Genomic DNA, 13,867 nt, shown 5'->3' with positions numbered 1-13,867 from the left:
TTATGTCCGGTGCCGGTGCTGCCGGAACCGCAGCACCAGCCAGCGCCCCACCACGCCGGCGGCAAGGACTGCGGCCATGGTCAGCACCGACGCAGCCGGCAAAGTGAACGCCAGTACCACGCAGCCCACGAAACCCAGCGCGTTAAGCCACCGGGGAGCGTAGCCGGGATGGGCGGAAAGGGTGAACGCTGACGCGTTGGCTACCGCGTAGTAGACCAGCACGCCGAAGCTTGAGAAGCCCACGACGGTCATCACGTTGGTGGTCAGGAGCAGCAGGATCACGACGGCGGCCACGGCCAGTTCGGCGACGAACGGAACGGTGTGGGGACCGCCCACCCTGGCCAGAGGCCCCGGAAGATCGCGCTCCCTGGCCATGGCCAACGTTGTCCTTCCCACGCCCGTGATCAGCGCGAGGAGTGCGCCCAGGCATGCGGCCGCTGCTCCTGCCTGCACCAGCGGTGCACCCGCTGCCAGCCGGCTGTCCAGCACTGCGTCCAGCAGGGGAGTGCCTGTGGACCCCAACCGCTCTCCGAGGTGGGCCTGCAGGAGCAGGGCCAGCAGCAGGTAAATGGCGAATGCGCCCGCCAGGGCCGCCAGGATGGCGCGGGGGATGGCACGCGCCGGATTCCTGACCTCCTCGCCCAGCGTGGCGATCCGGGCATAACCGGCAAACGCGAAGAACATCAGCCCGGCGGCAGGCAGGACGCCCTCCACCCCGCCGGAATGCGCGCCTCCCGGCAGTGGCGCGGGGTGCGGACCCAGCACGGCGGCGGTGCCCACGAACACCAGTGTTGCCAGGACCAGGCACAGCAGGATCCTCGTCAGCAGGGCTGTCCTGGTGATGCCCAGCAGGTTGACGGCGGTGAGGGCCACGACGGCGGCCACGGCAACCGGGACGGCGTAGTCCCGCGCCACATAGCTGCCGAACGTCAACGCCATGGCCGCGCAGGACGCCGTCTTGCCCGTGACGAAACCCCAGCCGGCCAGGAAGCCCGGCCATTCGCCCAGCTGTTTCCGGCCATAGACGTAGGTCCCGCCGCTGGTGGGGTACTTGGCGGCGAGGGCTGCCGATGCCACGGCGTTGCAGTGCGCCACCAGCCCGGCAACCGCCACGGACAGGACCAGCAGATTCCCTGCCAGTGCCGCGGCCGGGGAGAACACCACGAACACCCCGGCACCCAGCATGGAGCCCAGTCCGATGGCGGTGGCATCAAAGGTTCCCAGCCTGCGTTGCAGCTGCTGCGGTTCGCTCATGCGGCGGCAGTCCCTTTCCAGCGGGTAAACTCGGACGGGATCGTTCCCGCAACGATCATATTGACTTCCCACTGTTTTCCCGCAGAAAGGCGTGCTGTGCTGCGCACACATGACCTCGGATCCCTTCGCTCCGAGCACATTGGACAAACCGTAACCCTGGCCGGCTGGGTGGGCCGCCGCCGTGATCACGGTGGTGTGGCATTCGTGGATTTGCGCGACGCTTCGGGCGTGGCCCAGGTGGTGGTCCGCGAGGAGGAAGTGTTCCACGGACTGCGCAATGAATACGTCCTGCAGATCAAGGGCACCGTTTCCAGGCGTCCTGAAGGCAACGAGAACCCGGCGCTGGCCACGGGCGAAATCGAGGTCATCGCCGAGGACGTCACCGTCCTCAACACCTCCGACCCGCTGCCGTTCCAGATCGACGAGCACGTGGAAGTCGGCGAGGAAGCGCGCCTCAAGCACCGCTACCTGGACCTGCGCCGTCCCGGCCCCAGCCGCAACCTGCGCCTCCGCTCCGAGGCAAACCGGGTGGCGCGCGAACTGCTCCACCATGAGGGCTTCGTGGAGATCGAGACGCCCACGCTGACACGTTCGACGCCGGAAGGCGCCCGTGACTTCCTGGTTCCGGCACGCCTGGCTCCGGGGTCCTGGTACGCGCTGCCGCAGTCCCCGCAGCTGTTCAAGCAGCTGCTGCAGGTGGGCGGCTTCGAAAAGTACTACCAGATTGCCCGCTGCTACCGGGACGAGGACTTCCGCGCGGACCGCCAGCCGGAATTCACCCAGCTGGACATTGAGGCCAGCTTCGTGGACCAGGACGACGTGATCCGGCTGGGCGAAAACATCGTCGAGGCGGTGTGGCAGCTCATCGGCGTCGACATCCCGACGCCCATCCAGCGGATCACGTACGCCGACGCGATGGCGCGCTACGGCTCGGACAAGCCGGACCTGCGCTTTGGCCAGGAACTGACCGAGCTCACGGATTTCTTCAAGGACACCAACTTCGGCGTCTTCAAGGCACCCTACGTTGGGGCCGTCGTCATGCCCGGCGGCGCGTCGCAGGCACGCCGTGCCCTTGATGCCTGGCAGGAGTGGGCCAAGCAGCGCGGCGCCAAGGGCCTGGCGTATGTCCTCTACAAGGAGGACGGCGAGCTCGCCGGACCGGTCGCCAAGAACCTCACCGAGTTCGAGCGCGCCGGCCTGGCTGACGCCGTGGGCGCCAAGCCCGGGGACTGCATCTTCTTCGCCGCGGGTGAGAAGACGCCGTCGCGGGCCCTGCTGGGTGCTGCACGCGTGGAGATCGGCCACCGCACCGGCCTGATCGATCCCAACGCCTGGGCTTTCTGCTGGGTGGTGGACGCGCCGATGTTCGAGCCCGCAGCAGCCGCTGTTGCCTCCGGTGACGTCGCCGTCGGCGGAGGGCAGTGGACCGCCGTCCACCACGCATTCACCTCGCCCAAGCCCGAGTTCCTTGACACCTTCGACAAGGATCCGGAATCGGCGCTCTCCTACGCCTACGACATCGTGTGCAACGGCAACGAAATCGGCGGCGGCTCCATCCGTATCCACCAGCGGGACGTGCAGGAGCGCGTCTTCGAGCTGATGGGCCTGGACAAGGAGGACGCCCAGACCAAGTTCGGCTTCCTGCTGGAGGGCTTCAAGTACGGCGCCCCGCCGCACGGCGGAATCGCCTTCGGCTGGGACCGCGTGGTCTCGCTGCTGGCGGGCGTCGAGTCCATCCGCGACGTCATCGCCTTCCCGAAGTCCGGCGGCGGCCACGACCCCCTCACCGATGCCCCGGCCCCCATCACGCCGCAGCAGCGCAAGGAGGCAGGCGTGGACTTCAAGCCGGAGGCCAAAAAGCCGGAAGTGAAGAAGCCCGAAGAGAAGCAGTAGCATCACGCACGCTGCCGCAAGGCAGCGGCCAAGGGAGGTTCCCCGGATCACCGGGGAACCTCCCGCCTTTAACGAAGGAGCTGTCAGTTGTCCGCCCAGGGCAAAAGTGAACCCGCACCACTGGACCTCGAAGCCGCCATGGATGCCGCCTGGCCGGCCCTGGAACGGTACGACGCCGGGGGCTGGGTCCTGCGCGCAGCAGGCGGAGTGACCCAGCGCGCCAACTCCATCTGGCCGCGTGCCGTCACCGCGGATTTGCAAGGTGACAGCCTCCCGGGCCTGCTCGCCGACGCCAGGTCCTGGTACCGCAGCCGCCGGCTGCCGGTCATCTTCCAGCTGTTCGACACCCCCGCAACAGCCGCGCTGCACGACCTGCTCGACGCTGAAGGCTTCACCCGGCAATCCGAGACCGTGGTCATGACCCGCGGCCCGATGACTGGAGGAACCGCGGACGCTGCCGTTGAAGTTTCCCGGGAACCCTCCGCGGACTGGCTGCGCGTCTGGTGGGAGGTGGACGGGCGCGGCGGGGAGGACGCCCTCGCCACCGCCCGGGAAATCCTGCTGGGCTGTCCTTCGATTTACGCGCTTGTCCGTGACGGAGCCGGGCTGCCCGCCGCCGTCGGGCGCCTCGCCCTTCCCGCCGGAAGCGCCCAGGGCGGGCTGTACTGCATGGCCACCCGGGCTGAAGCGCGCCGCCGCGGCTACGGAACTGCTGTCCTCCAGTCCTTGCTGCAGGCCGGTGCGGAGCAGGGGGCGGGGAAGTACTGGCTCCTTGTCACCGCCGCCAACCATGGGGCGCAGGCGATGTATGCCAACGCCGGGTTCACGGAAGCCGGGCGTTACCTGTACCGGCAGGAACGCCCCCGCCGCGCCCTGACAGGCTGCTGACCAGGCAGCAGCCGTGCGCTATCCGGATGCGTAGGTCACCGTGATCCGGACCGAGCAGGCGTCCACCGCGGCCTTCTTCAACACGGCGGCCCGGGGCTCGGCGACGTCGAGCCACGCGAGGCGTGGCAGGCGGGCGTAGTCACGCAGGGCCGGTTCCTGGAGGACAAGGTCGGCCAGGGGCCGGTCGCCGCCGGGCACCAGGTACTCGAAGGCCGCACTACCGAACACGTCCGCCGCCTGGCCGGCCACGGCCGCAACCAAAGCGTCCGCCTGGTTGGAACGGCGGCGGGCAAACCGCTGCTGGGACTGTCCGCCCGCAGCCGTACGGGACTGGACGTACCTGGTGCCTGCCTTGGATGCCAGCAGGATGCCTTCGCTTGCCACCCCTATGCCGTAACCGCCGCGCCGCACCAGCAGCAGGCCCAGCCGTCGCGGTTGGGCCGCAAGGGCGGCCAGCCGCTCCAGCGCTCCGCTGCCGCGTCCCGGGCGTCCGTCGGCCGGCCACGGCGCCTGCAGGAGCGCTTCGGTGCCGTCGGCCGCCACCAGGCGGAGACCGTCGTCGTCATCCTGCTGCCGGTAACCGCCATGCGAGGCGCCGAACCGGTCGGCCCAGCCCGGCAGCCGGCTGCCGGGCACGAACGCGGTGCGGACGGACGGCGGCCCGCCGTGGGCAACGGTGGCAGGCATGGGAGTTCCTTTGGTGTCAGGGCCGGGCGGAAGACGGAGGCGAAAAGCAGCGGTGGACTGGAAGTAGCCTATCTATGTGGATGATCTCTTCGGGCACGGACCAGAAAACGACGACGACGACGGTCCCGTCTCCGGGGCAAGCACCGGTTCCGGGGGCCAGGGTTCCAGGGGGCAGGGTTCCCGTAGCCAAGGTTCGCCGCGCAGTCCGCTGGCCGTCCGGATGCGGCCCCGCACCCTGGACGAAGTGGTGGGCCAGCAGCACCTGCTCGGCCAGGGTTCGCCGCTGCGGCAGCTGGCCGCAGGCGCCGGGGCGGACAGTACGGGCCCGGCCGGTCCCACCTCCCTCATCCTCTGGGGGCCGCCCGGTACGGGAAAGACCACGCTGGCGCACGTCATCGCGCGCGGACCGGGACGGAAATTCGTGGAACTGTCCGCCATCACCGCCGGCGTCAAGGACGTCCGCCGCGTCATGGACGACGCCCTGACGGCCAGGGACCTGTACAAGACCACCACGGTGCTGTTCCTTGACGAGATCCACCGCTTCAACAAGGCCCAGCAGGACGCGCTGCTTCCCGGCGTCGAAAACCGTTGGGTGGTCCTGGTGGCTGCCACCACGGAGAATCCTTCCTTTTCGGTGGTCTCGCCCCTGCTGTCCCGCTCCCTGCTCCTCACGCTCAGGCCGCTGACGGATGCCGACATCGAGGGCCTCCTGGTGCGGGCCGTCGAGGACCCGCGCGGGCTGGGCGGGAAGGTCCGGCTCAGCGACGAAGCGCTGGAACACCTGGTCCGGCTGTCCGGCGGGGACGCGCGAAGGGCGCTCACTGCATTGGAGGCTGCGGCCGGCGTCGCCTTCGGTGACGCGGACGACGTCGAACGTTCCGTGGGGGAGGAGGGTGCAGCTGCTGAGCCGGTCACCGCTGAGCCGGTCACCGTGGAGTTGCGCCACACCGAGCGTGCGCTGGATGCGGCCGCCGTCCGCTATGACCGTGCCGGTGACCAGCACTACGACGTGGCCAGCGCATTCATCAAGTCCATCAGGGGCTCGGACGTGGATGCTGCCCTGCATTACCTTGCCCGGATGCTTGAAGCCGGGGAAGACCCGCGGTTCGTGGCGCGGCGGATCGTCATCTCGGCGGCAGAGGATGTGGGCATGGCCGACCCCACGGCGCTGCAGACCGCCGTGGCCGCGGCGCAGGCGGTGCAGCTGATCGGGATGCCGGAGGGACGGATCATCCTGGCTGAGGCCGTGGTCCACCTCGCCACCGCGCCAAAATCGAATGCCGCCTACATGGGCATCAACAAAGCCATCGCGGACGTGCGCGCGGGACTCGGCGTCGGCATTCCCGCGCATCTGCGGGATGCGCACTACCCGGGCTCCAAGCAGCTGGGACACGGCGTGGGGTACAAGTACGCCCACGACGCCCCGCACGCGGTGGCAACGCAGCAGTACCCGCCGGACGACCTGGTGGGCCGCGACTACTATCAGCCCACCGGCAACGGAGCGGAACGGGACATCGCCCAGCGGCTGGAGCGGTTGCGGAAGATTGTGCGGGGCAAGTAGCCGCCATGGTAGGCTGGATGTTCGTCTGGCAAGGCACGGACGCACAATCTCCCCAATTCGTTGAGAAGGTTATGCCCTGCGCCCAGTAGCAAAAGGCAGCGGTTGGCCGATGCTCTCCATCGTGGAGGCCAGTAACACTGACACACCGCAGATATTGGAAGGACACTAGTGGCTAACAACACTCGTGCTCGCCGTCAGGCCCGCCTCTCGCGGTCCCTCGGCATCGCTCTGACCCCCAAGGCCGCCAAGTACATGGAGCGCCGCCCGTACGGCCCCGGTGAGCATGGCCGTGCCCGCAAGAAGCAGGACTCCGACTACGCCGTACGTCTGCGCGAAAAGCAGCGTCTGCGCGCCCAGTACGGCATCCGCGAAGCACAGATGACCCGTGCCTTCGAAGAAGCCCGCCGCACCAAGGGCCTGACCGGTGAAAACCTCATCGAGCTGCTCGAAATGCGTCTCGACGCCCTGGTCCTGCGTGCCGGCTTCGCCCGCACCATCGCCCAGGCCCGCCAGCTGGTTGTGCACCGCCACATCATGGTTGACGGCGTCCGCGTTGACCGCCCGTCGTTCCGCGTCGGCGAGGGCCAGCTGGTCCACGTCCACAGCCGCAGCGAGACCATGGTTCCGCTCCAGGTTGCCGCAGCCGGCGCACACCGCGACGTCCTGCCTGCCGTTCCGGCCTACCTGGACGTCAAGCTGGAAGCCCTGCAGGCACGCCTGGTCCGCCGCCCCAAGCGTTCGGAAATCCCGGTGACCTGCGAAGAGCAGCTCGTCGTCGAATTCTACGCACGCTAAATCCCAGCAGCGTATCCAAAGAAGCCCGTGGCACGCGCCGCGGGCTTCTTTGTATGTAAGGTACTTGGGGGACATCTGCGCAACGGGCATTCCGTCACGCCGCGGATGGGGCTCAATCACAGAATTTCGAGGAGATGAACGTCTATGACTGGTGGCGATATTGCCGGCCTGATCGCTGCCGGGGTGTTCGCGCTCCTGGTGCTGCTGCTCGCGGTCCCCATCCTGAAGCTGGGGAAAGTCTTCGACGAAGTGCGGACTGCCATCAGGTCCATCAGCGACGGCGCCACGCCCCTGATGGATGAGGTAACGGCCACCGTTTCCACCACCAACCAGCAGTTGAAAAAGGTGGACGGTGTCGCGTCCAACGTCTCCGACGCATCCGCCAACATTTCCGCCCTGTCCTCGCTGGTGGCCGCCACGGTGGGCTCGCCGCTGATCAAGGTTGCGGCGTTCAGCTACGGCGTGCGCAGCGCCGTCGCCAACCGCCGGAAGCCCGCTGCCGGCCGCCGCAGCCGCTAGATTCGAAGAGAACGAATATGAAAAGAATTGTCTGGATGGGAATCGGCGTGGCCATTGGGGTCATTGCCTTCCGCAAAGTGAGCCAGGCCCAGTCCACTCTTGGACCTGAGGGCCTCAACCGTGCGGTAGGGCGTCTTGCCGACGGGGTGTACGACTTCGCGGATGCCGTCCGCGCAGGGATGCGCGAACGGGAAACCGACCTGCGGACCGCCCTTGGCGTCGAGTCCGCGGAACTGGTCCGCCGCTGAGCCCGCGGGGCACAACCGGCACCAGCCAACAACCGGCAGGAACCCGATCCGGGAACCTTGCCACCTGAACGAAATTTCCGTGCCGCCCGGCGGGACGGACCAAGAAGGGTAAGAAAACAGCTCATGAAGTCGCAGGAGATCACAAAGCGCTGGGTGGACTTTTTTGTCAGCAAGGGCCACACGGCGGTTCCCTCCGCATCGCTGGTCTCCAGCGACCCCTCCCTGCTGTTCACGGTGGCCGGCATGGTCCCGTTCATTCCGTACCTCACTGCCCGCGAAGAAGCGCCCTACTCCCGCGCCACCAGCGTGCAGAAGTGCATCCGCACCGGCGACATCGAGGAAGTGGGCAAGACTGCCCGCCACGGCACCTTCTTCCAGATGTGCGGCAACTTCTCGTTCGGCGACTACTTCAAGGAAGACGCCATCAAGTTCGCCTGGGAGCTCCTCACCAAGAGCGTTGACGACGGCGGCTACGGCCTTGCGCCCGAACGTCTGTGGGTGACGGTCTACGAAGAGGACGACGAAGCCGAGGAACTGTGGCTGAAGAACACCGGCGTCCCGGCTGAACGCATCCAGCGGATGGGCAAGTCGGACAACTACTGGCACACCGGCCAGCCCGGACCCGCCGGCCCCTGCTCCGAGATCTACTACGACCGCGGTCCCGCCTACGGCGTTGACGGCGGCCCCATCGCCGACGAGAACCGCTACGTCGAGATCTGGAACCTGGTGTTCATGCAGTACCAGATCGAAAACGTCCGCTCCAAGGTGGACTTCGACGTCGTCGGCGAGCTGCCCAAGAAGAACATCGACACGGGCCTGGGCATGGAACGCCTTGCCATGATCCTGCAGGGCGTCGAAAACATGTACGAGACCGACCAGGTGCGGCCGGTCATCGACAAGGCCGCCGAACTGTCCGGCAGGGAATACACCTCCGCCGAAACCCCGGACGATCCCCACCACACCGACGACGTGCGCATGCGCGTGGTGGCCGACCACATCCGGTCGGCACTGATGCTGATCTCCGACGGCGTGACCCCCTCCAACGAGGGCCGCGGATACGTCCTGCGCCGCCTCATCCGGCGTGCCGTCCGTTCCATGCGCCTCCTGGGTGTGGAACAGGCCTGCCTGCCTGATCTGCTGCCCGTATCGCGCGACGCCATGAAGGGCGTCTACCCGGTGGTGGCGACCGATTTCGACCGGATCAGCCGCATTGCCTACGCCGAAGAGAAGGCGTTCCTGCGCACCATCGCGTCCGGCACCGCCCGGTTGGAAGAGGCCGTGAAGGAATCCAAGGCCGCCAATAAGCCGCTGTCCGGTGCGGACGCCTTCACGCTGCACGACACTTACGGCTTCCCCATCGACCTCACGCTGGAGATGGCGGAGGAAGCGGGACTCAAAGTGGATGAGGCGGCGTTCCGCGGCCTCATGCAGGAACAGCGCCAGCGCGCCCAGGCCGATGCCAAGGGCAAGAAGGGCGGCCACGCCGACCTCACCGTCTTCCAGGACATCCTGTCCCAGGGCGAGACGGTCTTCACCGGGTACACCGAGCTTGAGGGCGAGTCGCGCGTTCGCGGCCTGCTCAGCGCCGGCCGCCAGGTGCAGCAGGCCGCCACCGGCGACGAGATCGAACTCGTCCTGGCCGAAACCCCCTTCTACGCCGAAGCCGGCGGCCAGGCCGCCGACACCGGCCTGATCACCGGTGACGGATTCGTCGTCGAGGTCCTGGACGTCCAGCGGCCCGTGAAGGGCCTGAGTGTCCACAAGGCGATTGTCCGCGAAGGCGAAATCGGCGCTGACTCGCTGGTGCGCGCCGCCGTCGACCGTGAACGCCGCCATGCCGCTGAGCAGGCCCACACGGGCACGCACATCGTGCATGCCGCGCTGCACCAGATCCTTGGTCCGGAGGCCACCCAGCGTGGATCCTTCAACAAGGCGGGGTACCTGCGCTTCGACTTCGCCTGGGGCGAAGGCCTGAGCACCGCCACGCGGTCCGAAATCGAGGAAGTCTCCAACCTGGCCATCCGTAACAACTACGCGGTGGAAACGAAGATCATGGGGCTGGCCGAAGCGAAAGCCATGGGCGCCATGGCCCTTTTCGGGGAGAACTACGGCAGCGAGGTGCGCGTGGTGGAGATCGACGGCGCGTGGTCACGCGAGCTGTGCGGCGGCACCCACGTTGCCAACACCTCGCTGATCGGCAGCCTGTCGCTCCTGGGCGAACAGTCCGTCGGCTCGGGCAACCGCCGCGTGGAGGCCTTCGTTGGCATGGAGGCCTTCCGCCACCTTGCGGCTGAGCGTGCCCTGGTGACCGAACTGACGGACCTGTTGAAGGTCCCGTCCGGCCAGCTCGCCGACAGGATTTCCGCCACCCTGGCCAAGTTGAAGGCCACCGAGAAGGAACTGGACCGGCTCCGCAAGGAACAGCTGGCCGCTTCCGCTGCGCAGCTGGTCAACACCGCCCAGAACGCCGCAGGCGTCAAGGTGCTGGCCCACGACGCCGGCACCGTCAGCGGAGCCGACGACCTTCGCGGCCTGGCCCTTGACCTGCGCAACCGGCTCGGTTCGGCAGCTGCCGCCGTGGCTGTGGCCGGCGTCGCCAACGACCGTCCACTGATCCTGGTAGCCACCAATGAGGCAGCCAGGGAGGCCGGCGTCAAGGCCGGTGCCCTGGTCCGGGTGGCTGCCGGTGTCCTCGGTGGTGGTGGCGGCGGCAAGGACGACGTCGCCCAGGGCGGCGGAACCGACGCCGGAAAGGTCGGCGCTGCCCTGGCAGCCGTCGTCGACGCCATTTCAAGGCGCTAACCACGTTATGACCGATCCTGTTGCTGCCGGCGGCTACCCCCAGGGCGTCAAACTGGGGGTGGACGTCGGCACCGTCCGGGTGGGCGTGGCCGTCTGCGACCGCGACTCCATCCTTGCCACGCCGTACAAGACCCTCGACCGGAATGCCAGGAAAAACTCGGACGTGCGCGTCATCGCCAAACTGGCGGAGGAACTCGGCGCGGTGCAGGTTATCGTCGGGCTGCCCAGGACGATGAAGGGCGAAGAACATGCCTCGGCCAGGATGGCCACGGACTATGCCCTCCTCCTCGTCGCAGAGTTTTCACGGCGCGGTCTCGCCGTTCCGGTGAACCTCGTGGATGAGCGCCTCAGCAGTGTCACGGCCCACCGGAACCTGCACGAAGCTGGCATGAGCAGCAGGGACCACCGTAAAGTAGTGGATCAGGTCGCGGCGGCGGGTATTCTTCAGCACGCCATCGACATGCAGAAAGCCAGGGGAGCGGATGTCGGCTCACGCGTGACAGCGCCACCCCCGTCCGTGGACCTGGGGGCCGGTGGGACGGACGAAACCGTCCGCGCCATCCCCGCAGACACGGCCCAATCTTCAGATAATGGAAGGCAACAGTGAGCCCTGCCAACATTGACGACACCTTCGGCCGGCTGGATACCGGGGCTGGGAGGCCGTTGACCCGCAAGGAACTGCGGGCACGGGAGAAGAGCCTCAATACCGGTGGCCAGGACGCCGTGCCCGAGCAGGCCTATGAAACCGGCGACGTCCCGCTGCCCCCGGCCGCACCGCCTGCGGCGCCGTCGCCCGCAGCGGCGCCCACGTTTGCTCCGCTGCCCGGCGCAGGTGATGTTCCTGCGGCACCGGAGGCACCCCCGTCCATCCAGGATGAAGAGCCCGCAGGTCCTTCCCACGCGGACCCTTTCGACGGCGACGCTGCCGCCCCGGACGCCCCTGCGCCCCTTGGACATCACGACGACGTCCCGCACCATGGCAACGTCGGCGGCCATGACGCCGTCGGACACCATGACGCTGTCACGCTTCATGACGATGTGCACCATGAAGTCGCCCTGCAGCACGACGCCGTCGGGCACCAAGACCACGTGCACGATGAAGCGGACCTGCACCACCCGGACCTGCACAACTACCAGGAAGTGCACGGCGACCATGTCCACCACGCCGCCGGATACCACGACGATGCCCACGTGGACGCACCGCACCACGATGTCCACCACCACGACGCGGACCATGGATTGCTGCCCGGCTCATCGGCAGCCCAGGTAGTGCCGCGCCCCTCGAAGAAGGTCCGGCGCCGGCGCAGGCTGCTCGCCCTGTTCCTGACCCTTGCCGTTTTTGTGGCGGCTGTGGCCGTGGGAGCCCAGTTCCTCAAGCCACTCCTGGGCAACGGCAAGCCTTCGGACTTCCCGGGTCCCGGATCGGGTGAGGTCCGGATCACGGTGGCAAGCGGCGAGGGAACCCGATCGGTCGCCACGGAACTGGAGAACCAGCGCGTCGTGGCCAACGCCGACACGTTCATGCAGGCGTTCCATGCCTCCGGCGGCACATTGTCGCCGGGCGACTACACCTTCAAAACCGAGATGAAGAACGCGGACGCGGTCAACATCCTGGCGGGCAAGGACAAGACGAAGGTCATTTACTTCGCCCTTAGCGCGGGCCTCAGGATTGGCGAATCGCTGCAGGCGATCTCGGAGGGCTCGGGGATTTCCGTGCAGCAGCTGCAGGCCCTCAGCAACCAGCCCGCACAGTTTGGCCTGCCCGCCAACGCCAAGAACCTCGAAGGCTACCTGGCACCGGGTGAGTACCGTTTCCCGCTGGGAACCCCGGCCAAGGACATCCTGCAGGCGCTGGTGAAGTCCACCACCGATGAACTCGTCTCGCAGGGCATCACGGACCCCGCCAAGCAGTACCAGGCCGTTATCGTGGCCAGCATTGTCCAGGCCGAGGGTGGACAGGCAGACTACGGTGACGTGGCGGGGGCCATTTACAACCGGCTCAAGCCCAATGACCAGACCGGTGGCTTCCTGCAGGTTGACTCCGCCGTCACGTACGGCCTTGGCACCCGGAGCTTCAACTTCACGGACGAGCAGCGCCAGGACAAATCCAACCCCTACAACACCTACGCCAATCCGGGGCTGCCGCCGGGACCCATCGGTTCTCCCGGCAAGACCGCCATCGATGCGGCCGCCCGGCCCAAGGCCAATGACTACCTGTACTGGGTGACCATCAACCTGGACACCAAGGAAACCAAGTTCGCCAAGACACTGGCTGAACACAACGCGTACGTCGAGCAGTACAACGCGTGGTGCCAGGCCAACGCAGGCCGCTGCACATGACTCTGCGGGCTGCCGTGCTGGGCCACCCGATCAGCCACTCGAAATCCCCGGCGCTGCATCTCTCGGCATACGGGCAGCTGGGCGCGGGCATCAGCTACACGGCCATCGACGTCACCGAGGAGTTACTGCCGTCCTTCATGCGCCAGATCCGGCACCAGCCGGGCTGGCGCGGGCTCTCCGTCACGATGCCGTTGAAGACGGCGATGCTCCAGGAAGTGGACGAGGTACGGGGAGTCGCGCAGACCCTCGGCGTGGTGAACACCGTTACCTTCGAGGACTCAGCCGGCGACATCAGGACGGTGGGCTCCAACACGGACGTTGCCGGGATCGTCAACGCCCTGTGCCATGCGGGCACCCCCGCAGCACCAACGGCTGTCATCCTAGGGGGCGGCGGGACCGCTGCATCGGCCATCGCTGCCCTGAAGGAACTGGGCACCCGAACGGTGCAGGTCTTCGTCCGCGATGCCTCGCGCACAGCAGATGTCCGTGCAGCCGCGGACAGCCTGGGAGTTGCCCTGGAGGTCCGCCCCCTGGCTGGAGCCGCCCGCCCCACGTCGGAAGCCGACGTCGTGATTTCCACCCTGCCGCCCCGTGCGGCAGACGGACTCGCAGCCGAAGTGGCCGCCTTGAAAGCTCCGACGCCCGGCGTGCTGCTGGATGTTGCCTACGATCCGTGGCCCAGCCTGGTTGCCTCGGTATGGCAGGCCGGCGGTGGCCGCGTGGTGCCGGGGCTGGAGATGTTGCTGTACCAGGCAGTGGAGCAGGTGCGGCTCTTCACCCGTCGCGGGGAAGACGTTAATGCAGCTGTCATAGATGTGATGTGTGACGCAGTCGGCCTTGCCCGGCGGGCGTTCTGACCGCCCTACGTGGCAGGATGGAA

The 13,867-nt window shown here is 67.4% G+C and carries 12 protein-coding genes; 10 read left to right on the top strand and 2 right to left on the bottom strand.

The features are described 5' to 3' along the window. On the bottom strand, positions 1-1,254 hold the full coding sequence (locus tag LDO14_RS10675; protein ID WP_223991647.1) for an APC family permease: 1,254 nt from the start codon (positions 1,252-1,254) through the stop codon (positions 1-3). A gap of 96 nt (positions 1,255-1,350) precedes the next feature. Here LDO14_RS10675 and aspS point away from each other — a divergent pair, with 96 nt between their 5' ends. After that, positions 1,351-3,147: an aspartate--tRNA ligase gene (gene aspS, locus LDO14_RS10670; protein ID WP_223991639.1), complete on the top strand. Its 1,797-nt coding sequence runs from the start codon at positions 1,351-1,353 to the stop codon at positions 3,145-3,147. Positions 3,148-3,234: 87 nt separating this feature from the next. Then, positions 3,235-4,035, top strand: coding sequence for a GNAT family N-acetyltransferase (locus LDO14_RS10665; RefSeq protein ID WP_223991637.1), 801 nt, complete (start codon positions 3,235-3,237; stop codon positions 4,033-4,035). Between the two features lie 18 nt (positions 4,036-4,053). On the opposite strand, the gene LDO14_RS10660 is transcribed toward LDO14_RS10665, so the two are convergent. Then, positions 4,054-4,722 (bottom strand): acVLRF1 family peptidyl-tRNA hydrolase, encoded by a 669-nt coding sequence (locus tag LDO14_RS10660; protein ID WP_223991635.1) that lies wholly within the window; start codon positions 4,720-4,722, stop codon positions 4,054-4,056. A 76-nt stretch (positions 4,723-4,798) separates the two neighbouring features. On the opposite strand from LDO14_RS10660, the gene LDO14_RS10655 reads away from it, so the two are divergent. The 8 genes from LDO14_RS10655 to LDO14_RS10620 all read left to right on the top strand — a co-directional run bounded on the left by LDO14_RS10655 (position 4,799) and on the right by LDO14_RS10620 (position 13,844). Then, positions 4,799-6,283, top strand: coding sequence for a replication-associated recombination protein A (locus tag LDO14_RS10655; protein ID WP_223991633.1), 1,485 nt, complete (start codon positions 4,799-4,801; stop codon positions 6,281-6,283). 168 nt (positions 6,284-6,451) lie between these two features. Next, entirely contained in the window at positions 6,452-7,078 is a 627-nt protein-coding gene (rpsD, locus tag LDO14_RS10650) for a 30S ribosomal protein S4 (RefSeq protein ID WP_009357431.1), read from the top strand. Between the two features lie 144 nt (positions 7,079-7,222). Then, complete coding sequence (locus LDO14_RS10645; protein ID WP_223991631.1) at positions 7,223-7,597, top strand: DUF948 domain-containing protein; 375 nt, start codon at positions 7,223-7,225, stop codon at positions 7,595-7,597. Between the two features lie 17 nt (positions 7,598-7,614). Next, a complete protein-coding gene (locus LDO14_RS10640; protein ID WP_222430050.1) occupies positions 7,615-7,845 on the top strand; it encodes a DUF6167 family protein in 231 nt (76 codons plus the stop codon). Between the two features lie 123 nt (positions 7,846-7,968). Beyond that, on the top strand, positions 7,969-10,647 hold the full coding sequence (alaS, locus tag LDO14_RS10635; RefSeq protein ID WP_223991629.1) for an alanine--tRNA ligase: 2,679 nt from the start codon (positions 7,969-7,971) through the stop codon (positions 10,645-10,647). A 7-nt stretch (positions 10,648-10,654) separates the two neighbouring features. Beyond that, the gene (gene ruvX, locus LDO14_RS10630) at positions 10,655-11,254 is read left to right on the top strand and encodes a Holliday junction resolvase RuvX (protein ID WP_223991609.1); all 600 of its coding nucleotides are present in this window, start codon (positions 10,655-10,657) and stop codon (positions 11,252-11,254) included. Further along, entirely contained in the window at positions 11,251-12,987 is a 1,737-nt protein-coding gene (mltG, locus tag LDO14_RS10625; protein WP_223991608.1) for an endolytic transglycosylase MltG, read from the top strand. The genes ruvX and mltG overlap by 4 nt, the downstream gene beginning before the upstream one ends. Beyond that, positions 12,984-13,844: a shikimate dehydrogenase gene (locus tag LDO14_RS10620; protein WP_223991606.1), complete on the top strand. Its 861-nt coding sequence runs from the start codon at positions 12,984-12,986 to the stop codon at positions 13,842-13,844. The genes mltG and LDO14_RS10620 overlap by 4 nt, the downstream gene beginning before the upstream one ends. Positions 13,845-13,867 lie beyond the last annotated feature (23 nt).

The sequence above is a fragment of the Arthrobacter sp. NicSoilB11 genome, assembly GCF_019977375.1.
GTDB lineage: Bacteria > Actinomycetota > Actinomycetes > Actinomycetales > Micrococcaceae > Arthrobacter.
The sequence above is the reverse complement of the archived record's forward strand: the minus strand, read 5'-3'. Positions and strand labels throughout refer to the sequence as shown.